The 25388-nt window shown below is 31.4% G+C and carries 27 protein-coding genes; all 27 read left to right on the forward strand.

What is annotated here, in order from left to right; all coding sequences use genetic code 11:
* Positions 1–143 precede the first annotated feature (143 nt).
* A complete protein-coding gene (gene ylxM, locus N5B56_RS09470; RefSeq protein WP_022088393.1) occupies positions 144–467 on the forward strand; it encodes a YlxM family DNA-binding protein in 324 nt (107 codons plus the stop codon).
* Between the two features lie 16 nt (positions 468–483).
* Positions 484–1836 (forward strand): signal recognition particle protein, encoded by a 1353-nt coding sequence (ffh, locus tag N5B56_RS09475; RefSeq protein WP_118565113.1) that lies wholly within the window; start codon positions 484–486, stop codon positions 1834–1836.
* A gap of 96 nt (positions 1837–1932) precedes the next feature.
* Positions 1933–2178, forward strand: a complete 246-nt coding sequence (rpsP, locus tag N5B56_RS09480; RefSeq protein WP_022088395.1) for a 30S ribosomal protein S16 — start codon at positions 1933–1935, stop codon at positions 2176–2178.
* Positions 2179–2196: 18 nt separating this feature from the next.
* Positions 2197–2424 (forward strand): KH domain-containing protein, encoded by a 228-nt coding sequence (locus tag N5B56_RS09485; RefSeq protein WP_022088396.1) that lies wholly within the window; start codon positions 2197–2199, stop codon positions 2422–2424.
* 138 nt (positions 2425–2562) lie between these two features.
* Positions 2563–3072, forward strand: coding sequence for a ribosome maturation factor RimM (gene rimM / locus N5B56_RS09490; protein ID WP_022088397.1), 510 nt, complete (start codon positions 2563–2565; stop codon positions 3070–3072).
* Entirely contained in the window at positions 3072–3818 is a 747-nt protein-coding gene (gene trmD, locus N5B56_RS09495; RefSeq protein ID WP_117909454.1) for a tRNA (guanosine(37)-N1)-methyltransferase TrmD, read from the forward strand. Before rimM ends, trmD begins: the two co-directional genes overlap by 1 nt.
* 97 nt (positions 3819–3915) lie before the next feature.
* A complete protein-coding gene (rplS, locus tag N5B56_RS09500) occupies positions 3916–4263 on the forward strand; it encodes a 50S ribosomal protein L19 (RefSeq protein ID WP_022088399.1) in 348 nt (115 codons plus the stop codon).
* A 163-nt stretch (positions 4264–4426) separates the two neighbouring features.
* Positions 4427–5266: a ribosome biogenesis GTPase YlqF gene (gene ylqF, locus N5B56_RS09505; RefSeq protein WP_022088400.1), complete on the forward strand. Its 840-nt coding sequence runs from the start codon at positions 4427–4429 to the stop codon at positions 5264–5266.
* Positions 5267–5276: 10 nt separating this feature from the next.
* Entirely contained in the window at positions 5277–6041 is a 765-nt protein-coding gene (gene rnhB / locus N5B56_RS09510) for a ribonuclease HII (protein WP_260978803.1), read from the forward strand.
* Positions 6042–6066: 25 nt separating this feature from the next.
* Positions 6067–6417 (forward strand): YraN family protein, encoded by a 351-nt coding sequence (locus tag N5B56_RS09515; protein ID WP_260978804.1) that lies wholly within the window; start codon positions 6067–6069, stop codon positions 6415–6417.
* Positions 6417–7256, forward strand: coding sequence for a peptidoglycan editing factor PgeF (pgeF, locus tag N5B56_RS09520; protein WP_022088403.1), 840 nt, complete (start codon positions 6417–6419; stop codon positions 7254–7256). The genes N5B56_RS09515 and pgeF overlap by 1 nt, the downstream gene beginning before the upstream one ends.
* 59 nt (positions 7257–7315) lie before the next feature.
* A complete protein-coding gene (locus N5B56_RS09525) occupies positions 7316–8674 on the forward strand; it encodes a DUF512 domain-containing protein (protein ID WP_022088404.1) in 1359 nt (452 codons plus the stop codon).
* A 39-nt stretch (positions 8675–8713) separates the two neighbouring features.
* Entirely contained in the window at positions 8714–10036 is a 1323-nt protein-coding gene (gene der, locus N5B56_RS09530; RefSeq protein ID WP_022088405.1) for a ribosome biogenesis GTPase Der, read from the forward strand.
* The gene (gene plsY, locus N5B56_RS09535; protein ID WP_260978805.1) at positions 10037–10696 is read left to right on the forward strand and encodes a glycerol-3-phosphate 1-O-acyltransferase PlsY; all 660 of its coding nucleotides are present in this window, start codon (positions 10037–10039) and stop codon (positions 10694–10696) included.
* A 1-nt stretch (position 10697) separates the two neighbouring features.
* On the forward strand, positions 10698–11708 hold the full coding sequence (locus N5B56_RS09540; protein ID WP_260978806.1) for an NAD(P)H-dependent glycerol-3-phosphate dehydrogenase: 1011 nt from the start codon (positions 10698–10700) through the stop codon (positions 11706–11708).
* 6 nt (positions 11709–11714) lie between these two features.
* A complete protein-coding gene (locus tag N5B56_RS09545; RefSeq protein WP_118565106.1) occupies positions 11715–12380 on the forward strand; it encodes a GTP pyrophosphokinase in 666 nt (221 codons plus the stop codon).
* A gap of 4 nt (positions 12381–12384) precedes the next feature.
* Positions 12385–13968: a cardiolipin synthase gene (gene cls / locus N5B56_RS09550; protein WP_260978807.1), complete on the forward strand. Its 1584-nt coding sequence runs from the start codon at positions 12385–12387 to the stop codon at positions 13966–13968.
* Between the two features lie 24 nt (positions 13969–13992).
* A complete protein-coding gene (locus N5B56_RS09555) occupies positions 13993–14508 on the forward strand; it encodes a cob(I)yrinic acid a,c-diamide adenosyltransferase (protein WP_260978808.1) in 516 nt (171 codons plus the stop codon).
* 55 nt (positions 14509–14563) lie between these two features.
* The gene (spoIVA, locus tag N5B56_RS09560) at positions 14564–16036 is read left to right on the forward strand and encodes a stage IV sporulation protein A (RefSeq protein ID WP_260978809.1); all 1473 of its coding nucleotides are present in this window, start codon (positions 14564–14566) and stop codon (positions 16034–16036) included.
* Positions 16037–16290: 254 nt separating this feature from the next.
* Positions 16291–18930, forward strand: coding sequence for an alanine--tRNA ligase (alaS, locus tag N5B56_RS09565; protein WP_260978810.1), 2640 nt, complete (start codon positions 16291–16293; stop codon positions 18928–18930).
* Between the two features lie 135 nt (positions 18931–19065).
* Complete coding sequence (rpsU, locus tag N5B56_RS09570; RefSeq protein ID WP_005362674.1) at positions 19066–19242, forward strand: 30S ribosomal protein S21; 177 nt, start codon at positions 19066–19068, stop codon at positions 19240–19242.
* A 337-nt stretch (positions 19243–19579) separates the two neighbouring features.
* Complete coding sequence (locus N5B56_RS09575; protein WP_260978811.1) at positions 19580–20761, forward strand: sporulation protein YqfD; 1182 nt, start codon at positions 19580–19582, stop codon at positions 20759–20761.
* The gene (locus tag N5B56_RS09580) at positions 20748–21737 is read left to right on the forward strand and encodes a PhoH family protein (protein WP_118565101.1); all 990 of its coding nucleotides are present in this window, start codon (positions 20748–20750) and stop codon (positions 21735–21737) included. Before N5B56_RS09575 ends, N5B56_RS09580 begins: the two co-directional genes overlap by 14 nt.
* The gene (gene ybeY, locus N5B56_RS09585) at positions 21737–22240 is read left to right on the forward strand and encodes an rRNA maturation RNase YbeY (protein ID WP_117909431.1); all 504 of its coding nucleotides are present in this window, start codon (positions 21737–21739) and stop codon (positions 22238–22240) included. Before N5B56_RS09580 ends, ybeY begins: the two co-directional genes overlap by 1 nt.
* A 2-nt stretch (positions 22241–22242) precedes the next feature.
* On the forward strand, positions 22243–23316 hold the full coding sequence (locus N5B56_RS09590) for a DUF3048 domain-containing protein (protein ID WP_260978812.1): 1074 nt from the start codon (positions 22243–22245) through the stop codon (positions 23314–23316).
* A gap of 11 nt (positions 23317–23327) precedes the next feature.
* Positions 23328–23705 (forward strand): cytidine deaminase, encoded by a 378-nt coding sequence (locus N5B56_RS09595; protein ID WP_022088418.1) that lies wholly within the window; start codon positions 23328–23330, stop codon positions 23703–23705.
* 13 nt (positions 23706–23718) lie between these two features.
* Entirely contained in the window at positions 23719–25383 is a 1665-nt protein-coding gene (locus N5B56_RS09600; RefSeq protein ID WP_118565098.1) for a putative polysaccharide biosynthesis protein, read from the forward strand.
* The last annotated feature ends 5 nt before the right edge of the window (positions 25384–25388 follow it).

Genomic DNA, 25388 nt, shown 5'->3' on the forward strand with positions numbered 1-25388 from the left:
AATGCAAAATATAAATTCAAAATAAAACACAAGGGTGTCAAGAAAAAATACTTGACACCCTTTGCTTTGTATTGTATTATACTCTAAGTGTGATTTTGATATATTTTATTTTCAATTTTAGATAGATGCACTTAGAGGTAAATATGAAAGATATTTTAAGAAGTTCTCTTTTATATGATTTCTACGGAGAACTGTTGACTAAACATCAGCAGGAGATATATGAAGAAGTTGTTTTAAACGACTATAGTCTTGGAGAAATAGCTGAGGAGAGAAATATTTCCAGACAAGGCGTACATGACTTGATAAAGAGATGTGATAAGACTTTGAATGAATATGAAGAAAAGTTACATCTTGTAAGCAGATTTGAAAAGACTAAAGAACAGGTTGAACGTATTTGTCAATTGGCAGATGAGAATAATATGCAAGACATAGAGAATATTGCCAGACAGATTTTAGAGAATTATTAATATAGGAGGTAAGGGCTTGGCATTTGAAAGCTTATCCGATAAATTACAAAACATATTTAAAGGCTTACGTGGTAAGGGTAGACTGACAGAAGATGATGTTAAGGCTGCTCTTAAAGAAGTTAAGATGGCTTTGCTTGAAGCTGACGTTAGTTTTAAAGTTGTAAAACAATTCATTAAAACAGTTACAGAAAGGGCTATAGGGCAGGATGTTCTTAACAGTTTGACACCGGGCCAGATGGTAATAAAGATAGTTAATGAAGAACTTACTAATCTTATGGGTTCTGAAACAACGAAACTTAAACTTTTGCCTGACAATGAAATAACAGTCATTATGATGATGGGTCTTCAGGGGGCAGGTAAAACAACAACAACTGCTAAGATTGCAGGAAAACTTAAAGGTAGTGGAAAAAAACCTTTATTAGTTGCCTGTGATGTTTACAGACCGGCAGCTGTTGAACAGTTGCAGATTAATGGTGATAAACAGGGTGTTCCGGTATTTGCCATGGGAACGAATCATAAACCTGTAGATATTGCCAGAGCAGCAATTGAACATGCTAAAAAGAATAACAATAATGTTGTTATTTTAGATACAGCAGGTCGTTTACATGTTGATGAGGACATGATGAACGAACTTATTGAAATTAGAGATAATATTGACATTACACAGACAGTACTTGTTGTTGATGCAATGACAGGTCAGGATGCAGTGAATGTAGCAACCCAGTTTAATGAAAAGATTGGAATTGATGGAATTATCATTACTAAGTTAGATGGTGATACAAGAGGTGGTGCAGCGTTATCAATTAAGGCTGTAACAGGAAAACCTATATTATATGTTGGTATGGGTGAAAAGCTTTCTGATTTAGAACAATTTTATCCAGATAGAATGGCTTCAAGAATTCTCGGTATGGGTGATGTCCTTTCATTAATTGAAAAGGCTGAACAGGCAATTGACCAGGAAAAAGCAAAGGATATGGAACAGCGTCTTAGAAAAGCGCAATTTACCTTTGATGATTATCTTGAATACATGGGTCAGATTAAAAATATGGGTGGTTTATCAGAAATGCTTAGTCTTATTCCGGGATTAGGCGGTCAGATAAAAGAAGATATGCTTCCAGATGATAAACAACTTGGACGTATTGAAGCAATTATTTATTCCATGACAAAGGAAGAAAGAGGTAATCCAGATATTCTTAATCCGTCAAGGAAACAAAGAATTGCTAAAGGTGCAGGTGTAGATATAAGTGAAGTAAACAAATTGGTAAAACAATTTGACCAAGCAAAAAAAATGATGAAGAACATGCCGGGCATGATGGGTGGCGGCAAGAAGAAACGAAGAGGCGGTTTTAAGATGCCTTTCGGTTTCTAGATTTAAATTTAGACAATATTGATATTAACGAAGACATTGGTTTTCTTAATATATATAAATAATAATTATAATTAATTTTTTACGGAGGAAAGTAAAATGGCAGTAAAGATCAGATTAAAGAGAATGGGTAAGAAGAAAGCTCCTTTCTACAGAATTGTAGTGGCAGATTCAAGATCACCAAGAGATGGTAGATTTATTGAAGAAATCGGAACATATGATCCAAACAGAGATCCTAGCGTATTTGATTTCAACGAAGAAGCAGCTAAGAAATGGTTATCAAACGGAGCTCAGCCTACAGAAACAGTAGGAAAATTACTTAAGATTGCCGGTATTGAAAAATAATAGTCAGGAGGTCTAACTATGAAAGAATTAGTAGAGACAATTGCAAAAGCACTTGTAGATTCTCCGGACGAAGTAGTTGTTACTGAAAAAGAAACAGATAAAACTATTGTTTTAGAATTGAAGGTTGCAACTGATGATGTTGGAAAGATTATCGGAAAACAGGGAAAGATTGCTAAAGCAATTCGTTCTGTTGTTAAAGCTGCATCTTCAAAATGCGACAAAAAAGTTATAGTGGACATTATATAGTAACCACAAGTGCAACGGGACTGAATTCAGTCCCGTTAATCATTTAAAAAGTTAATTTAATTATCATTAAAAATTTAAAAATATAACTAAGATCTAACATTAAATAACATTTAATAGATACTGTTTGAAAGGAAATATATGGAAAAATATTTTAGGGTAGGAGTTATTGCAAATACACATGGTATACGTGGTGAAGTAAAGGTATATCCTACAACAGATGATATTAATAGATTTAAAAAATTAAAAAAATGCATCTTAGATACAGGGAAAGAATATATAGATTTAAACGTAGAATCAGTAAAATTTTTCAAAAATATGGTTATTCTTAAATTTAAAGAGTATAACAATATAAATGATATTGAATGCTATAAAGGAAAAGATATTTTAGTTTCCAGAGATAATGCAGTTAAACTTGAAAAAGGCGAATATTATATAGCAGATATATTAGGGGCAAAAGTTATTCTTGAAGATGGTAGCGAATTTGGTGTTTTAGAAGATGTTATGCAGACAGGTGCTAATGACGTTTATGTTGTTAAAACATTAGACAACAAAGAAGTATTACTTCCTAAGATTGATGAATGCGTCAAGAAACTAGACATAGAAAACAAAATTGTTACTGTGCATATCATGAAAGGATTGCTAGACTAATGAATTATCATGTATTAACACTTTTTCCGGAAATGATTACAAATGGAGTAAATACAAGCATTACAGGAAGAGCAATTGACAAGAAGTTAATAAATTTAAATGCAATAAATATAAGAGATTTTTCCGGAAATAAACATGGTCAGGTTGATGATTATCCATATGGCGGAGGAGCAGGAATGCTTATGCAACCCGGACCTGTATATAGAAGTTATGAATCCGTTGTGGAAAAAATAGGATATAAGCCAAGGGTTATTTATTTAACTCCACAAGGAGAGACGTTTAACCAAAGCATGGCAGAAGATTTTGCCAAAGAAAAAGATTTGGTATTTTTATGTGGACATTACGAAGGTATAGATGAACGTGTTTTAGAAATGATAGTTACAGATAATGTTTCTATTGGCGATTACGTCCTTACAGGAGGCGAACTCCCGGCGATGGTAATGATAGATACCATTTCAAGACTTATTCCAGGTGTCTTGAATAATAACGTATCTGCTGAATTCGAATCGTTTAATGATAATTTATTGGAGTATCCGCAATATACACGTCCTGATACTTTTATGGATAAAAAAGTACCACCAATTCTCTTATCGGGAGATCATGCTAAAGTAGATAAATGGAGAAGAGAGCAGTCGATAATCAGAACTATTAAGAGACGTCCTGATTTGATGGAAAAAGCTAATTTAACAAAAGAAGATATAAAATTTATCGAAAAATTAGAAAATGAAAAAAATGCTTGCAAATGATATAGTCTTATGGTATTATTACAAATGCTGTAAAAAGGAGATGTTCCGCTGTTGCTTTGATAGCATTAAGAATGTCTAATGAAATAAGGAGGCAGTTATGAACGATATTATCAGAGAAATTGAGGCAGCTCAGTTAAAAGAAAACGTAGCAGATTTTAATGTTGGTGATACAGTTAAAGTATACGCTAAGATTAAAGAAGGAAACCGTGAAAGAATTCAGGTTTTCGAAGGTTTAGTAATTAAGAAACAGGGTGGAAGCACAAGAGCAACATTTACTGTAAGAAAGAATTCAAACGGTATCGGTGTTGAAAAGACTTGGCCATTACACACACCTACAATCGACAAAATCGAAGTAGTTAGAAAAGGTAAAGTTAGAAGAGCTAAACTTAACTACATCAGAAGCAGAGTTGGTAAGGCAGCTAAGGTTAAAGAATTAGTTAAATAATTATTATACCATAAAAAGGAGCGAGTATTTAACTCACTCCTTTTTTTAAACTTGAAGATTAGATATATTTAAATGTTTAAATATACGATATCATTTTAAAGTAAGTAATTAGTAATGATTTTATGAAATACAATAACGTTTTATGTATAATTAAGGAGGAAATATGGATTATCAGTGGTATCCGGGACATATGACAAAAGCAAAACGTCAGATGCAGGAAGATATAAAATTAATTGATTTAGTGATTGAACTTGTAGATGCAAGAGTACCTTTAAGTAGTAGAAATCCGGACATCGATGATTTAGGAAAAAATAAAGCTCGCTTGATTTTACTTAATAAATCGGACTTGGCTGATGATGATCAAAATGAAAAATGGATTGAATACTTTAAAGAAAAAGGTTATCATGCACTAAAAATAAATTCTAAAAACAAATCGGGGATTAAAGAGATAAATAATGTAGTTAATGAGGCGTGTAAAGAAAAAATTGAAAGAGACCGTAAACGAGGAATTAAAAACAGACCTGTAAGAGCTATGGTTGTTGGTATCCCAAACGTAGGAAAATCTACATTTATTAATGCATATGCCGGAAGAAATTGTGCAAAAACAGGAAATAAACCGGGCGTTACAAAAGGAAAACAGTGGATTAAATTAAGTAAAACATTGGAATTATTAGATACACCGGGTATTTTGTGGCCTAAATTTGAAGATCAGGCTATAGGGCTTAAATTAGCGTTAATCGGTTCCATAAATGATAATATTCTTGATGTAAGCGATATGGCATATGAATTTGTAAAAATATTAAATAATAGTTATGAAAATGCTATACCTAACAGATTTGGTGTAGAAAAGAATGATGATCCATTAAAGATGTTAGAAGGAATAGCAGAAGTAAGAGGATGCAAATTAAAAGGAAATGTTTTAGACTTAGAAAAAGCATCTTCAATTTTACTTGAAGAATTTAGAAGTGGAAAATTAGGAAAAATTACATTAGACAGACTGTAAGGAATATAAAATGGGACAAAAAAGTATAAGTGATATAAATAATATATTAAAAAACTTAAGTGTCAAAGAATTAAATTCTTTTATAATGGAATTTAACGTTGACGAAAGACAAGGTGTAAAAAAACTTGTAGCAAAAGCTCAAAAAATGCTTGAAAAGTATGAACTTGAATTGCAACGTACCTACAAGATGGGTGAATTTGAAAGAAAATACAGCGATTATGAATTTATCTGCGGTATAGATGAAGTTGGTCGTGGACCATTAGCCGGTCCTGTAGTTGCAGGAGCTGTAATATTGCCTAAAGATTGTGATATATTATATTTGAATGATTCAAAACAACTTTCAGCAAAGAAACGAGAAGAACTTTATGATGAAATAATGGAAAAAGCTGTAGCTGCAAAAACTGCAATGGTTAGTCCTGCTCAAATAGATGAAATCAATATTTTACAGGCGACATATGAAGCTATGCGTACTGCAATAAGTCAGCTAGAAGTTAAACCAACACTTCTTTTAAATGATGCCGTAAATATTCCGGGTGTAGATATTAAGCAGATTGGAATTATTAAAGGTGATGCTAAAAGCAAATCTATCGCAGCTGCAAGTATAATTGCGAAAGTAACCAGAGATGCAATGATGGTAGAATATGATAAATTATATCCTGAATATGATTTTGCTTCAAATAAAGGATATGGTTCAGCCAAACATATTGAGGCAATTAAAAAGTTTGGCCCTTGTCCTATTCATAGAGAAACATTTATTACTAATTTTGTAAAGTGATTAACTTACCGAATAAGGAGAGATATTGAACAAGAGAATTATTGGAGGGTATAAAAAAGATATAGCTACAGAATATTTGATTGAACATGGCTATAAGATAATTGATAGAAATTTTTCCTGCAAAAGTGGAGAGATAGACATAGTTGCAAAAGATAAAGAATATTTATGTTTTATCGAGGTGAAATATCGGGAGAATAATAAATATGGCGATGCTTTAGAAGCGATAAATTATAAAAAACAACAGAAGTTATTTAAATGTGCTAATATATATATAATGGCTAATAAGTTAGTCGAAAATCTAAATTATCGCTTTGATGTTGTAGCAATTAAAGGTGAAAATATAGAATTAATTAAGAATGCATTTGGAGCAATGTAATGATTATATTAAATAAAAAGAACAGAACAACAACAAGTATAAAATTTGGAAACGGAATTCCTTATATCAGTTTTAATGCATTAGAACAGACAGGAATGGTTGTCAATGCATTTTCTACAAGACAGGGTGGTGTAAGTGTAGGCTGCCTTGAATCCATGAATCTAGGATTTAACAGGGGAGATTTAGATGAAAATGTATTAAAAAATCATAAAATATTTGCTAAGGCTGTCGGATTTCCATATGAAAATATAGTTACGACAAATCAGACACACACTACTAATGTAAGAGTTGTTACAAAAGAAGATTGTGGTAAAGGCATTACAAAGGACAGGGACTATTCTGATGTAGACGGTTTAATAACAAATGTTCCGGGAATTGTTTTGACAACATATTACGCTGATTGTGTTCCTCTTTATATACTTGATCCGGTTAATAAAGCAATTGGCTTGTCGCATTCAGGATGGAAAGGAACAGTAAAGCGCATAGGTGATAATACATTGAAATTAATGAATGAAAATTATGGTACAAACCCAAAAGATGTAATTTGCTGTATTGGTCCGTCAATATGTCAGGATTGTTATGAGATAAGCGAAGACGTTGCAAATGAATTTATAAACGAATTTGGTAAAAATAATAAAATATTATATAATAAAGGGAATGGAAAATATCAGTTAAATTTATGGGAAAGTGTAAAACAGGTATTTCTTGATGCGGGTGTTGAATATGACAATATCTACACTACAGATATTTGCACATGCTGCAATAAAGATGAATTGTTTTCTCATAGGGGGCATCATGGAAAAAGAGGAAACTTAGCTGCATTTTTAATGCTTAAATAATATCAGCTTAATCATGTTTCCTTCATATAACTATTATTTGTACTAAAATGGAGAATCATATGAATAACAGGCATTTAATAAAGAGTGTGACTCCGGGTTCTATTGCAGAAGAAATGGAAATAGAAGCAGGGGATTACCTATTAGAAGTAAATGGTACAACAATAGTTGATATATTTGATTATCAGCTTTTGTGTATGGACGAATTTATAGATGTTGTAATAGAAAAAAGTAATGGCGAACAGTGGGAATTAGAAATTGAAAAAGATGAAAATGAAGAGTTAGGTTTAGAATTTGAAAACGGCCTTATGGATGAATATAGGTCATGCTGTAATAAATGTATGTTTTGTTTTATTGATCAGATGCCACCCGGTATGAGAGAGACTTTATATTTTAAAGACGATGACTCGAGACTTTCATTTTTACAGGGAAATTATATAACTTTAACTAATATGAATGAAAATGATGTTGACCGTATAATAAGATATAATCTATCTCCAATTAATATATCTGTACACACTACAAATCCTAAACTTAGATGTAAAATGCTAAATAACAGATTTGCCGGTGATAAACTTAAATATATAGATAGATTAAACGCAGCTGACGTTGAAATGAACGGACAAGTTGTATTATGCAAAAATGTAAATGATAAAGAAGAACTAGAAAGAACGATTAGTGATTTAGAGAAATATATTCCAAATATGAGAAGTGTTTCCATTGTTCCTTCAGGTCTTACAAAATTTAGAGACGGTTTATATCCTTTAGAATTATTTGAGAAAGAAGATGCTTGTGCTGTAATAGATACTATTGAAAAATGGCAGAAGCATTTTTATGAAAAATATGGGATACACTTTATACATGCAAGTGATGAATGGTATATTTTAGCAGAAAGAGAAATGCCTGAAGAAGAGAGGTATGATGGATATTTACAACTGGAAAATGGTGTAGGAATGATTAGAAGCTTTATAGAAGAGGTGAAGGATTACCTTGATTCTATTGAAGGTGATGATAGAGTTATAAATGTATCTACAATAAGTGGAGTGTTAGCATATGATACTATAAAGTCAAGTTGTGACAAGATAAATAAAAAATTCCCAAATGTAAATGTACACGTATATAAAATAATTAATGACTATTTTGGACATTCAATTACAGTTACAGGACTTCTTACAGGACAGGATATATGTTCTCAACTTTCGGGAAAAGAATTAGGGGATAACTTACTTTTGCCTACAAATACATTGAAAGCTGATGAAAATATATTTTTAGATGACATGACATTAGAGGAATTTGAAAAGAATTTACAAATAAATACAATTATTGTAAAATCTAGTGGAATGGATTTTGTGAAAACCATTATAAACGAAAATGAAGATAATAATCCAAAAATAAGTACAAATTCTAAATATGAATTGTAGAGTACTTGAAATTAAACAGATACAAATAGGAGATTAGATATGAGTAAACCAATAGTTGCCATTGTAGGAAGACCTAATGTAGGAAAATCTACGCTCTTTAATGCATTGGCAGGAGAAATGATTTCTATAGTAAAAGACACTCCGGGTGTCACAAGAGATAGAATTTACGCAGATGTAGAATGGCTTAACCATAATTTTACATTGATTGATACAGGCGGAATTGAGCCGGACAGTAGAGATATTATTTTATCACAGATGAGAGAACAGGCTCAGATAGCAATCGATACTGCTGATGTAATTATATTTATAACAGATGTACGTCAGGGACTTGTCGATTCAGATACAAAAGTAGCTGACATGCTTAGAAGAAGTCATAAGCCGGTAATCTTAGCTGTTAACAAGGTGGATAATTTTGATAAATTTATGCCTGATGTATATGAATTTTATAATTTAGGAATTGGTGATCCACAGCCTATATCAGCATCATCAAGACTTGGAATTGGTGACTTGCTTGACCGTGTAGTTGAACACTTTGACGGACTCGAATTAGAAGAGGAAGAAGATGAAAGACCAAGAATTGCAGTTGTAGGTAAGCCAAATGTAGGAAAATCATCTTTGGTAAACAAACTTACAGGAAATAATCGTGTGATTGTATCAAATATAGCCGGCACAACAAGAGACGCAATTGATACTGAAATTACATGGAATGGTAAGGAGTACGTATTTATTGATACTGCAGGTTTGAGACGTAAAAAGAAAATAAAAGAAGAAATTGAAAGATATAGTATTATAAGAACTGTAACAGCCGTTGAAAGAGCGAATGTAGTTGTTGTAATGATTGATGCAACAGAAGGTATTACAGAACAGGATGCTAAAATTGCGGGAATCGCTCATGAAAATGGCAAAGGTGTAATTATTGCCGTTAATAAATGGGATGCAATTGAAAAAAATGATAAAACAATATATCAGTTTACTGCAAAAATACGAGATGTACTTGCGTATATGCCATATGCTGAAATAATGTTCATTTCTGCCCAAACGGGTCAGAGACTTCCCAAATTATTTGATATGATTGATACAGTTTTAGAAAATCAGTCAATGCGTGTTGGAACAGGTGTATTGAACGAAATAATGACAGAAGCAGTTGCTTTACAGCAGCCACCATCAGACAAGGGTAAACGATTGAAATTATACTATATAACACAGGTAGCAGTTAAACCGCCAACTTTTGTTATATTTGTAAATGATAAAGAACTGATGCATTTTTCATATACAAGATATATTGAAAATAAAATAAGAGAAAGTTTTGGATTCAAAGGAACTCCTTTAAGATTTATTATAAGGGAACGAAAGGAAAGTTAAATGATTGCTCAGAGAATTATTTGCATAGTTTTAGGATATTTTTTCGGCCTTATAGAAATGGGATACATTTTAGGCAAGATAAAAAATATTGATATTAGAGATTTTGGAAGTGGAAATTCAGGAACAACAAATACAATGCGTGTTCTTGGTAAAAAAGCAGGATTAATCACATTTTTTGTTGATGCATTAAAAGCAGTATTTTGTGGTTTGCTTGTTTATGCTTTGTTTCATAAATCATGTGAAAATATTATGTTTGTTTTATTGCTTTATTCTGGATTTGGTGTTATTTTAGGACATAATTTTCCGTTTTACATGAAATTTAAAGGTGGAAAAGGAATTGCGGCGTCAGCAGGAATGATTACATCTTTAGCTATATATGATTGGAAATTTGTTGTTCTTGGATTTTTTGTGTTTTTTATATCTTTATATATAACAAAGTATGTATCATTTTCATCGTTAATGCTTATGGGCTCATTGTTAATAGAAATGATTGTATGGGGTCAGCTTGGAATGGTACATAATCTTAATCCGGAATGCAGAATTGAAGCGTACATTATTACAGGTCTTATGACAGCACTTGCTTTTGTAAGACATAAAGACAATATAAAAAGATTAGCCAATGGTACAGAACGAAAAATTGGCGAAAAGAAGGAGGCATAATATGTCAAAGATTACAGTATTAGGTGGTGGTGGATGGGCTATAGCATTAGCTATGGTTCTTAATGATAATGGTCATAATGTCACAATATGGTCAGCAGTAAACAGAGAAGTCGAAGCACTTAAAACTCATAGAGAAAATAAAATAAGTCTTCCGGGAGTAATCATTCCAGAAACAGTTGAAATTACAAATGATTTAAAAAGTGCTGTTAATGGAGCAGAAATTATTGTTATGGCAGTTGCATCTTCATTTGTAAGAAGTACTTCAAAACTTTTAAAGGATTTGATTCCAAATGGTCAGATTATTGTAGATGTTGCTAAGGGAATTGAAGATGATACGTTTAATACAATGACGGAAATAATTGAAGATGAATTACCAAATTGTGATGCAGTTGCATTATCAGGACCAAGTCATGCCGAAGAAGTAGGTCGTAAAATTCCAACAGCCGTTGTAGTAGGAGCAACAACTAAAGAAACAGCTGTTAAGGTTCAGGATGCTTTTTCAAATCATTACTTCAGGGTGTATGTAAGCCCTGACAGAAAGAGCATTGAGCTTGGTGGCGCTTTAAAAAATGTTATTGCATTAGCTGCCGGAATTTCAGATGGCTTAGGATTTGGTGATAATACAAAGGCACTTCTTATTACAAGAGGAATGAAGGAAATTAGTCTTTTAGGAACTGCAATGGGTGGCCACACAAGAACATTTAACGGATTATCAGGAATTGGTGATTTGATTGTTACATGTGATAGTAAACATTCAAGAAACAGACGTGCAGGAGTATTAATTGGACAGGGATATTCTTTAGAAGAAGCTGTTAAGGAAGTAAATATGGTTGTTGAAGGTGCTGTATCTGCAAAAGCTGCACTTAATCTTTCAAAAAAATATCATGTTGATATGCCACTTACAGAAGCTGTTAATGACGTATTATTTAATGGAAAAAAGCCTTTAGATGCAGTTAATGAGTTGATGAACAGAGATAATACAAGTGAGCATGTAGATTTATTGTGGAAGTAAAGAAATATGGATGATTTAAAAAAAATACAAAATAAATTTATAGGTCAGATTGGAAATTTTGACATTAATCCTACAGAATTTAAAATGCTCATGACATATTATGAATGTGCTATTTTAGAAGTAAAGACAAAATTAGATGTTTTAAATAAAGAATTTTCTGCAAATACTATGAGAAATCCTATAGCATCAATTAAAACCAGAATTAAATCTCCTGATAGTATATATGAAAAGTTAGATAGAAAAAATTTGGATAAAACATTAGAAAGTGTACAGAACAATTTAGATGATGTTGCGGGAATTAGAATTATATGTTCTTTTTTAGATGATATATATAGCGTTGCAGACATGCTTACAAGTCAGGATGATGTTAAAGAATTAACCAGAAAAGATTACATAAAAAATCCAAAGAAAAATGGTTATAGAAGTTTGCATCTGGTTATAGAAATTCCTATTTTCTTATCTAATGAAAAGAAGGGTGTAAAAGTTGAGGTACAAATAAGAACAATTGCTATGGATTTCTGGGCTAGTTTAGAACATCAGATACACTATAAGAAATTTGAAAATTCTAATGTGGAATCAATTAAGCAATTAACGGATTGCGCAGATACAATTTACGAAACAGATATAAGAATGTTAAATATCAGACAAAATTTGTTAGACAACGAGGATTAAATTTATGGAAAGTAGAGCAAAAGAAACTGCAAAGAAAACAGCAAAGAAAGGTAAAAATGGGATTGTTAAGCTTATATTCAGCCGTATATTTATTTTTGCCCTGCTTATTTTTTTGCAACTTCTTGTATTGTTCTACTTTTTTTGGCATGTAAATGAGCAATTTAAGATATTTTATGATTTTATAAGAATTATCACTGTTTTTCTGGTTCTTTATATTGTTAATGAAAAAAAATCAGATCCAACCATGAAAATGATATGGTCAATTGTAATTCTTATAATTCCAATTTTTGGTGCACTTTTATATTTGTTTGTAAAATTTCAACCTACATCTGTGCTGTTAAGAAAAAGATTAGAAGTAATTAACCACAGGTCGGATAATTATTTAGAATATAAAACAGACATTAAAGATAAATTGCAAAAAGATGATCCGCTTATAGAAAATTTAGGAGAATACATCTATAAATATTCAGGATGTCCACCATATGAGAATTCAAAAATTACATATTTTGCTTCAGGAGAAGAAAAATATGATTATTTGATAAAAAAACTAAAAGAGGCAAAATCATTTATATTTTTAGAGTATTTTATAATTGAAGAAGGTGAAGTCTGGAATTCTGTTCTTGAAATAATAAAACAAAAAGTTAAAGAAGGGGTTGAAGTCCGTGTAATATATGACGGAATGTGTTCTCTAACCAAACTTCCAATGGGTTATTTTAAGGAACTTAGAGAATATGGAATAAAAGCTAAATCTTTTAATCCAATGAGACCGTTTCTTTCAACGCATCAAAATAACAGAGATCACAGAAAAAATCTTGTAATAGATGGAACAATTGCTTTTACCGGAGGAATTAATCTTGCCGATGAATATATGAATTTAAAAGAGCGATTTGGTTATTGGAAAGATACAGCTGTTATGATAGAAGGAGAAGCTGCTAAAAGTTTTACGTTATTATTTTTGCAAATGTGGAATGTAGATGAAGAAATTATTGGCGATTATAATAAATATTTAGATGTAGACTGTCCTTCGTTGCCGGATACATCAGGCTATATTATTGGATATGGAGATGAGCCGTTTGATGATGAAAAAGTTGGAGAACAGGTATATTTAAGTCTAATAAATACAGCAAAAAAATATGTTCATATAATAACACCTTATCTTGTAATTGATAATGTGATGATGGAGGCTTTGACATTTGCTGCAAAAAGAGGTGTTGATGTAAAAATTATCATGCCGGGAATTCCAGATAAAGCATATGCGTATTGTCTTGCAAGAACCTATTATGAAGAATTAATTAAAAATGGAGTTGAAATATATGAATTCACTCCGGGATTTACACATGCAAAACAATTTGTAGTTGATGATGACAAAGCGACTGTTGGAACAATTAATTTAGATTACAGAAGTTTATATCTTCATTTTGAATGTGGATGTTTAATGTATAAAAACAAGGAAATATCATTAATAGAAGATGATTTCGAAAAAACATTACAGAAATCTAAAAAAATCACATTAGAAGACTGTAGAAATCGGTCGGCATTATATAAATTATGTGGTTCAATATTAAAAATGATTGCTCCGTTAATGTAATGTTGTATTAAAAGGAGGATGAATATGCTTCATATTAAGTGTGGCGATGGTGTAGGAAAGACAACATCTGCTGTCGGTCAGGCTGTTAGAATGTTAGGCTATAATAAAAAAGTAATATTTGTTCAATTTATGAAAGATGGTCTTTCCGGAGAAATAAACTTTTTAAAAAATAACAGCAATATTTATGTTTTGCATCCAACAGGTCCAATAAAATTTATATGGAATATGACAGATTCTGAAAAGAGCAATTTAAAGGATATCCATACAAATTTAATAAAAGAAACAGAAAAAATTTTAAAATCAGAGCATATATCAATGGTAATATTTGATGAATTTAACTCTGCAAATGAATTGAATTTGTTGGATAAAGATTATGCATATAAGCTTATTTGCGGATATAAAGATAAAACTGAAATAATATTGACAGGAAGAAACCCCGAAGAAAAATATGTAGAAATTTCAGACTATATATCGGAAATTAATTGTATAAAACACCCATTTGAAAGTGGTGTAAATGCCCGTAAAGGTATAGAATATTAAGAATATATAAAACCTCTTTGCATATAATTATAAAAAATGTAAAGGGGTTATTTTTATGGATTTTAGTATTTATAAAGACATTAAAAACCGTACAAACGGTGAAATTTATATTGGTGTTGTCGGGCCTGTCAGAACAGGAAAATCAACATTTATAAAGAATTTCATGAATTTAGCAATTATTCCAAACATAAAAGATGAAAATGATATTAAAAGAGCTCAGGATGAACTGCCACAATCAGCAGCCGGAAAAACAATTATGACCACAGAGCCTAAATTTATTCCAAATAAGGCTGTTAATATTAATTTGAAAAATGATATAAATGCCAGCGTAAGACTTATAGATTGTGTAGGTTATATGGTTGATGGTGCAACCGGATATTTAGAAGAAGATAAAGAGAGAATGGTAAAAACTCCATGGTTGACACAGGAAATTCCTTTTTCTAAAGCAGCGGAACTTGGAACTCAAAAGGTTATTTCAGAACATTCAACTATAGGGATTGTCATAACTACAGATGGAAGCTTTACAGATATTCAGGCTGAAAATTACATGAAAGCAACAGATATGGCAATTAAGGAATTGGAAAAAATAAATAAACCTTTTGTTATAGTTGTAAATTCAATGGAACCTGAATCAGAGAAGTGTAAAAGTGTCGTAAAAAAATTAGAAAGCAATTACAGGTCAGCTGTCATTTCGCTTAATTGTCTTCAGTTAAGCGAAAAAGATATAAATGAAATTCTAAGCAAAATTTTGTTTGAATTTCCAATAGCAAAGATTAATTTTATGTGCCCTAAGTGGGTAAATGTTTTAGAAGATGACAACGAAATTAAGAATGCGGTTTTAGAATTGTCAAGAAACATACTCATGGTTCTTAATAAAATAAAAGATATCAATTCTTTGCCAAATACTAAAGAAAACCCGTACATAAAATCAATCACGATTAATAATGTTAATTTGTCTGACGGAGAGGTAACAATAACCTATGCTATATATGATAAATATTACTATATGACATTAAGTGAAATGACTAATACACAAATCAATAATGAACTTGAACTGGTTAGTTTTGTAAAGGAACTTGCTGAAAAAAAAGATAAATTTGAAAAAGTAAATTATGCAATAGATGAAGTTAAAACTAAAGGATATGGAATAGTAGTGCCTACAAAAGATGAAATAACACTTGAGAATCCGCAATTGATAAGAAGTGGTGGAAAGTTTGGAGTTAAAATTAAAGCTAATGCTCCATCAATGCATTTTGTCAAAGCAAATATAGTAACTGAAATTTCTCCTATAATAGGAAGTGAAGAACAGGCAAATGATTTAATTGATTATATAAACGGACAAAAGACAGATGAAAATGCAAATATATGGGACACTAATATTTTTGGTAAAACAATTGAACAAATTGTTAAAGATGGGATAGTTGCAAAAATCAGTGGAATGAGTGATGAAACTCAGGGTAGAATGCAAAATACTATAGAAAAAATCACTAACGACCAAAGCAAAGGGGTTATTTGTATTCTGTTGTAAAGCTAAAATCAAGTAGCATTCGTCTATATGTTTAAATAAAGATAGATATCTGCATTCGATTGTCTATTAGAAAAATTAAATATATTTACTTAAGAATATGATAGCGAGCATTAACAAATAGATGCGTAAGTATGCAAACTAAATCAACCTATAATGCAAATTAAATCAATCTATAATCTTGAAAAACAATAGTCCTTATGCTAGAATTATTTATTGAGTTTTAGCATAAGGATTAATATTTGGAGGATAAATAAATGCAAAAATACGGATTAAACGAATTAAGAAAAATGTATTTAGATTTTTTTGCATCTAAAGACCATTTGGTATTGGGTAGCTTTTCTTTAGTTCCCCACAATGATAACAGCTTATTGTTGATTAATGCAGGTATGGCACCTCTTAAGCCATATTTTACAGGTCAGGAAATTCCACCTAAGACAAGAGTAGCTACATGTCAGAAATGTATCAGAACAGGTGATATTGAAAATATAGGTAAAACAGCAAGACATGGTACATTCTTTGAAATGCTTGGTAACTTCTCATTTGGAGATTATTTCAAGACAGAAGCAATTCATTGGTCATGGGAATTTTTGACAGAAGTTGTTGGATTGGAAGCAGACAGACTTTATCCTTCAGTTTATCTTGAAGATGACGAAGCATTTGATATATGGAACAAAGAAATGGGTATTCCTGCTGATAGAATATTTAAGTTTGGTAAGGAAGACAATTTCTGGGAGCATGGTGCAGGACCTTGCGGACCATGTTCAGAAATTTATTATGACCGTGGTGAAAAATATGGTTGTGGTAAGCCGGATTGCACAGTAGGTTGTGAGTGCGACAGATACATTGAAATTTGGAACAACGTATTTACACAGTTTGAAAATGACGGAAAAGGAAATTACACAACTCTTAAGCAGAAAAATATTGATACAGGTATGGGTCTTGAAAGACTTGCAACTGTTGTTCAGGATGTAGATTCAATTTTTGATGTTGATACAATCAGAGCTTTAAGAGATAAAGTTTGTGAATTTTCAGGAAAAGAATATAAAAAAGAATATGCATGGGATGTTTCAATTAGAATTATAACAGACCATATACGTTCAGCTACATTTATGATTTCTGACGGAATTATGCCTTCTAACGAAGGAAGAGGTTATGTTCTTAGAAGATTAATCAGACGTGCTGCAAGACATGGACGTTTACTTGGAATTGATGGAAAATTCCTTGCAAAATTAAGTGAAACTGTTATTGAAAGTTCAAAAGACGGTTATCCTGAATTAGAAGAAAAGAAAAATATGATTTTTAAAGTTCTTACTGAAGAAGAAAACAAATTCAATAAGACAATAGATCAGGGACTTGGAATCCTTACTGATATGCAAAAAGAAATGGATAATGCAGGTTCAAAGACTCTTTCAGGAAAAAATGCATTTAAATTATATGACACATATGGATTCCCTCTTGATTTGACAAAGGAAATCCTTGAAGAAAAAGGATTTAATGTTGATGAAGACGGATTTAAAGCATGCATGGAAGAACAGAAAGAAAAAGCTAGAAAAGCCAGAAAGAAAACAAATTACATGGGTGCAGATGCTACAATTTACGAGCAGATGGATAAAAATATCACATCTAAATTTGTAGGATATGACAAATTAGAAAATGAATCAGTAATTTCAACAATTGCAACTGAAGATGAAATTGTAGAAGCAATCACTGATGGTGATATGGGAACAATCGTTGTTGATGAAACTGTTTTCTACGCTACAATGGGTGGACAGGCAGGAGATATTGGTGTAATTACAAACGGTGACAGTGAATTTGAAGTAAAAGATACAATTAAGCTTTTAGGTGGAAAGATTGGTCATATAGGACAGGTTACTAAGGGAATGTTCTCTGTTGGAGATAATGTTACACTTAAGGTTAATAAGCATAATAGAGAAGATACAGGCAAAAACCATAGTGCAACACATTTATTACAGAAAGCTTTAAAGATTGTATTAGGAGATCATATTGAACAGGCAGGCTCATTAGTTACTGCAGATAGACTTAGATTTGACTTTACTCATTTCCAGGCTATGACTCCTGAAGAAATTGAGAAAGTTGAAGATATTGTAAACAATGAAATCGCTGAAAATCTTCCTGTAATTACTAAAGAAATGTCATTAGAAGATGCTAAGAAGACAGGAGCTATGGCATTGTTTGGCGAAAAATATGGTGAAACGGTTCGAGTTGTTTCAATGGGTGATTTTTCAGTTGAATTATGTGGTGGTACTCATGTAGCAAATACAGGCGTTATTTCAGCATTTAAGATTATTTCAGAATCAGGTATTGCTGCCGGAGTAAGACGTATTGAAGCTTTAACATCAACAGGTCTTATGAAACATTATGAATCAATTGAAGAAGAAATGAATCTTGCAGCTAAGGTTGCTAAAACTGAACCTATAGCACTTGTAAAGAAAATTGAAGCTATGCAGGAAGAAATAAAAGCTCTTATGAGTGAAAACGAAAAACTCAAGAGCAAAATTGCTAATGCATCTGTTGGAAATGCTGATGACCAGATTGTTGACGTAAATGGAGTTAAGTTATTAGCGATAAAAGTCGCAGACGTTGATATGAATGGTTTGAGAAATTTAGGCGATCAGATGAAAGAAAAGACAAACGATGGAGTTGTTGTTATCGTATCAACTTTAGGCGATAAAGTTAATGTTATTGCAATGGCTGGTGATGATGCAATCAGTAAAGGTGCACATGCCGGAAATATCATTAAGGAAGTAGCTAAATGTGTTGGCGGTGGCGGCGGCGGTCGTCCTAATATGGCACAGGCCGGAGGAAAGAATCCTGCAGGTGCAGATGACGCGTTAGCAAAGGCTAAAGAAGTTCTTGAAAGCCAGGTTAAATAATAAGCAAAAAATCTTCAATATACTATAAAAAGTGGTTGACGATGTGGAAATATATGTTATAATATTTTTTGTGTGTTATGAAACACAATACCTACAGTTTTAGGAATATCGTAACTGGAGGGAGGTAAGGAAAGAATGTCAAGCGTTATCGTTAAAGAAAACGAATCAATCGACAGTGCTTTACGTAGATTCAAGAGAAATTGCGCAAAGGCTGGTATTCAGCAGGAGATTCGTAAAAGAGAACATTACGAAAAACCAAGCGTTAAGCGTAAGAAGAAATCAGAAGCTGCTAGAAAGCGCAAGTATAATTAATTATAAAAAACCGGAGTTTATGCTCCGGTTTTTTTATGTATTATATTTTAAACAATTCATATACTTAATAATAATAGCTATATGTGGAGAAAAGCTATAGATAAATATAAAATTTGTGATGCCGGCCAAATACCTACAGATGTAGTTTTTAAAGAATCTATTGTCGATATTTTAGGGAAAAGGTGTGCTTATATAGAAAATTATATTTCAATAATTGAATTATCAGATACAAACATAATAGTTAAGTGCAAACATTACTATATATTTATAAAGGGTAACAGATTAAATATCGAATATTATAATAATAAAATCTGTATGAAAATAATAGGAGATCTTAATGAAATATCATTTTGTAGAAATTTGCATTAATAGTTACGATATAAAAAGATTATTGAAATTTAACGAATTAGAGTATAGAGAGATTAAGATTTCAAATAACGAAGCTACTTTTCTTATAAACAAAAAATATTTAGCAAGGCTAACAGAAAAATGCGAGAAATACAATATTGAAATTAAAAATGTTTCCGAAATTGGAAATATAAATAAAATAAAAAAAATTAAATACATAAAAATATTTGGTATTTCGTTAGCATCATTTTTATTGATTGTAGTTATATTATCTATGTTTATCTGGAACATTACAATAGATGGCAATGTAATGCATACTTCCAATGAATTATATAATTTTATAAGAAAACAAAACGTATATGTAGGAGAATATAAAGGAAAAATTGATTGCGATGAAATAGAAAAAAAGATTCGTAATAAATATTCTGATATAACATGGGTTTGTGCAGAAATTAAAGGGACAAATCTCATAATTCATGTAAATGAAAATTATAATCGAACGATAAAGGAACAGGAAAATTCTCCGTATAATATTATTGCAAATTGTGATGCACAAATAGATAGCATAATAACAAGAACAGGTGTCGGCAATGTAAAGAAAGGTGACAAAGTTAAAAAAGGTGATTTGCTAATTTCAGGAGAAGTAGATACATATAACGAATTTGAAGAAATTATAGCTAAGAAATATGTTAAGGCTGACGGTGAAATTTATGCCAAAGTTAAATATGAATTTAATAAAAAATATAAAATAAAAGAAAAAGTAAAAAAATATGGAAAGAAATATTCATATTTTAACGTTTCGTTTGGTGATATGGCAATATTAAATGGCGAAGGCAAAAATAAAGACATTGTGATTGAAAAAAATAAACTTCATTTTTTGAAAAATTATTATCTGCCTGTTACATTTACAAAAATTACAAATATTCCTTTTAAATATGTTGAAGTAAAAAGAAATAAAACTCAAATAAAAACACTAATAGATAATGATTTTACATATTATTTAATGACTTTAGAACAAAAAGGGTATAAAATTCTAGAAAAAAATGTTAAAATGGAGATTGTCGGTGACACATATATAGGAAAAGGACAGGTGACAGTTGTTCAACCTTTTGGGTCACTTGAAGAGTTAAGTATATCAGAGGAAGGAACTACAGTTAATGAGCGTGATTGAGAGTATTATAGATATTCCTGCTGAGCATGAAAAAAAGATTTATGGAAATTTTGATGAAAATATAAAGAAAATAGAAAGAACACTTCATGTCACCATTATATCTAGAGATTCACAAATAAAAATTATTGGTGGTGAAGTTGCTGCCAAAAGGGCAAAAAAAGTATTTGAACAGCTTTTTAAATTATCTTTACGTGGCAATGAAATAACAGAGCAAAATGTTGATTATGCGTTATCATTATCTTTTGAGGATAACGAACAGGCGATTGTCGAATTAGATGATGATATGATATGCAGAACTGCGGCAGGAAAGCCTGTTAAGCCTAAAACATTAGGTCAGAAGCATTATGTAGATGAAATACGTAAGAAGATGATTGTATTTGGAATTGGCCCGGCAGGAACAGGTAAAACATATCTTGCAATGGCAATGGCAATAACTGCTTTAAAAAATGATGAGGTAAACAGAATCATTTTGACAAGACCGGCTATTGAAGCAGGAGAAAATCTTGGATTTTTACCAGGCGATTTACAAAGCAAGGTTGATCCATATTTACGTCCTTTATATGATGCGTTATATCAGATAATGGGGGCAGAAAGTTTTATGCATAATTCTGAAAAGGGAATTATAGAAGTTGCTCCTTTAGCTTATATGCGTGGACGTACATTAGATAATGCATTTATTATCTTAGATGAAGCGCAGAACACTACGCCTGCACAGATGAAGATGTTTTTAACAAGAATCGGCTTTGGATCAAAGGTAATCGTGACTGGTGATTTAACTCAAAAAGATTTACCTAGAGACGCTGTTTCAGGATTAGATGTTGCGTTAAAGGTTTTAAGTAAAGTTGAGGATATAAGTTTTGTTAACTTGACAAACAAAGACGTTGTAAGACATCCTCTTGTTCAGAAAATCGTTAAAGCATATGAAGAATATGATGAAAAAATGGCAAAAAAGAAACAACAAAGGGAAAAGAAATAATGAATATTTATATTGAAAATGAATATGACAAAGAAATGAAGGAACGACTTGATTATGAAAAACTTATAGAAGAGGTTGTTAATGAAGCCGTGGATTATGTGAAATGTCCATATGAGTGTGAAGTTAATGTAACTATTGTAACTAATGAAAGAATTCATGAGATAAATAACGAGTTTAGAGGAATTGATAAAGAAACTGACGTATTATCATTTCCGATGATTGATTATGATAAGCCGGGTGATTTTACAGGATTTGATGAGATTGATGATTATTTTGATTTAGATACCGGAGAATTAATTTTAGGTGATATTGTTATTTCATATGACCGTGTAATAAGTCAGGCACATGAATTTAATCATTCAGTTAGAAGAGAATTTGCTTTTCTTGTTGCCCATAGTATGCTTCATCTGTTTGGATATGACCATATGGAGGAAGATGAAAGGGTGGAAATGGAAAGAAAGCAAAATGATATTTTAATAAATTTAGGAATTACGAGGGAGTAAACATGCAAAAAAAGATACTAACAGCATTAACATTAATCATAGTAGCCATGATTTTAGTAACAGGATGCAAAGGAAAGAAAACTGAAAAAGAAGAAAAAACAACTGTTGAAGAAACAACAATTGAAGAAACAACTGTCGACAATTCACATATCGGACAGGTAAGAAGTAAATTAACCGGTGAATATGTAGATGAAAAAATTGGTAATAGAAGACCTGTTGCCGTAATGTACAATAACATTATAAATGCAATTCCTCATTCAGGACTTAGCAATGCAAGTGTATGCTATGAAGCACCTGTTGAAGGATGCATAACACGTATAATGGGTATTTTTGAAAATTACGATGATCTTAAAAAGATTGGTTCAATAAGAAGCTGCAGAATTTATTATTGTTATTTTGCATTGGAATGGGATGCTATCTATGTTCATTTTGGACAGTCTAAATATGCACTTGATTTTCTAAAAAGCGATAAGATTGATAATGTAGGTTCATATCAGTCTGTTGCAAATAGCATTTTCTTTAGAACAACAGATAGAGTTGCACCACATAACTGTTTTATTGATGGTGCAGGAATTAAAAAGGGAATTAAAGAATTAGGCTATAGAAAGAATTACAAGAAAGATTACAATTCACATTTCCAATTTGCTGATGAGGGAACTAAAGTAGATTTAGCAAGCGAAAAGATTGCCAATAAAGTAGAACTTGGTTACCAGATAAATAAACCTTGGTTTGAATATGATGCAGCTACAGGATTATATAAGAGATTCCAATATGGAAAAGCACACATTGATGATCAGAATAATGAACAGCTGTCTTGTTCTAATATAATTATTCAGTATGTTAACGCTACTCTTTATCCTGATAATAAGAGTTTGGATATGACTTTAACAGGCTCAGGAAAAGGTTGGTATATTACAAACGGTAAGGCTGAAAAAATTACTTGGAATAAATCAGACAAGCTTGGAAGAACTACATATTTAGATAAATCAGGAAATGAAATTGTTTTAAATGATGGTAAAACATGGATTTGCATGGTTCAGAATGAATATTCTGATAATGTAAAAATTTCAAAATAAGAGTGAGTATTATGAGTAATGATGAGTTGATATCAAAAGCATATGAGGCAATGAAAAATTCATACGCACCTTACAGTAAATTTAATGTAGGAGCAGTTGCCTTATGTGGTGAAAAAATTTACATAGGATGTAATATTGAAAATGCATCTTTCGGCGCAACTATATGTGCTGAAAGATGTGCTATTTTCAAAGCTGTATCAGATGGATGTACAAAAATTGACAAAATAGTAATTGTATGTTCTACGCACGATTTTGCGTATCCATGCGGAATATGCAGACAGGTTATGACAGAATTTATGGATGAAAATGGAATAATTGTTGTAACTAATGATAAGGAAATAAGAGAATACAAACTTTCTGACTTGATGCCGGAAAGTTTTCGTATGTAATTAGGAGATTTCAATGTCAAAGAAAAAAATAAAAAACAGCTTTCTTCTACAAGGAAGTATTTTAGCTGTAGCAGGTTTATTAGTAAGAGTTATAGGTTTAATATATCGTGTTCCTTTAACTAATATTTTAGGTGAAAAAGGCATGGGATGTTATGGCACGGCTTATGATGTGTATAATATTTTAATTTTATTATCATCACAAAGTATGCCTATTGCAGTCTCAAAGCTTGTTTCTGAAAAATTAGGAAGAAATGAAAATAATAATGCTCACAGAATTTTTAAAGGAGCATTAATATACGGGCTTGTAATTGGTGTTATATGTGGATTAATTGCATTTTTTGGCGGAGAATGGCTTGCTTCAACATTTTATCATGCTCCATCAGCCGGAAGAGCATTAAAGGTATTAGCTCCTACATTAACAATAGCATGCATTTTAGGAGTTTTCCGTGGTTATATGCAGGGACTTGGAGATATGGTGCCAACTGCGATTTCTCAGATTTTTGAACAGATTGTAAATGCTTTTGTAAGTGTGTTTGCAGCATACGAATTATTAAATTATGGATACTCTGTTTCTACAATGTTATCAGAAAGTAAAGCAGAAGCAAATGCAATATCATATGGTGCTGCAGGTGGAACTTTAGGTACATGCCTTGGTGCGGCTACAGCTCTTTTAGTCCTGATTATTATCTACTTAAAAAGAAAGTCGGATATATTAGCTGACATTTCAAAGCAGGATAAAGGCGCATTGGATTCATTTAGTAGAATAACAAAAATGATTATATTTACAATTACACCAATGCTTATAAGTACAACAATTTATAACATTAGCAACTTGTTGGATAATCCGATTTTCCAGAATATTATGGAGTTGAAATTTGGCTTAAAAGAAGATGCAAGATTAGCATTGTGGGGTGTATACAGCTCACAGTATAGAGTACTTACTACTATGCCAATAGCTATTGCATCTGCATTAGCGGCAGCAATTGTACCGTCAATGATTCGTTCATATGCTGCCGGTGATAAACTAATTGTAAATAATAAAATAGATTCAGCAATTAAATTTTCAATGATAATTGCCCTGCCTTGTGGCTTTGGATTATCAGTATTAGGTGGACCAATCAACAAAATGCTATTTCCTAATTTGAGTAATGATATGATTGTTTACATGATGATGTTTAGTGTATTTACAGTTACGGCATTTTCTTTATCAACAATCAGTAATTCAATATTACAGGGAATTGATAAATTGAATGTTCCTATTAAGAATTCAGCAATTTCATTAGGTATTCATTTAGTTATTTTGCCTTTATTACTTGTTGTATTTAAATTAGGAATATACGCTGTTGTAATAGGTGATTTCACATTTGCAATGACAGTATGTGTATTAAATTCATATTCAATAAAAAATTATACAGGCTATACACAGGAAATAAAAAATACATTTGTTAAACCTATTATTTCATCGGTAATTATGTCTATATGTTGTTATTTAGTTTATTTATTATTCCATAAATTAATCGGAAGTAATACAATATCAACGTTAATCGCTATATGTGTAGCTATTGCAGTATATGGAATTATGGTTATTAAAACGAAAATTGTTACAGAAAATGAATTAGAATCTGTTCCAAAAGGAACTATGATTATTAAAATATGTAAAAAAATTCATCTGCTGTAGTATAT

The sequence above is a fragment of the Eubacterium album genome, assembly GCF_025336545.1.
Classification (GTDB): Bacteria; Bacillota; Clostridia; order Lachnospirales; family Lachnospiraceae; genus Eubacterium_U; species Eubacterium_U album.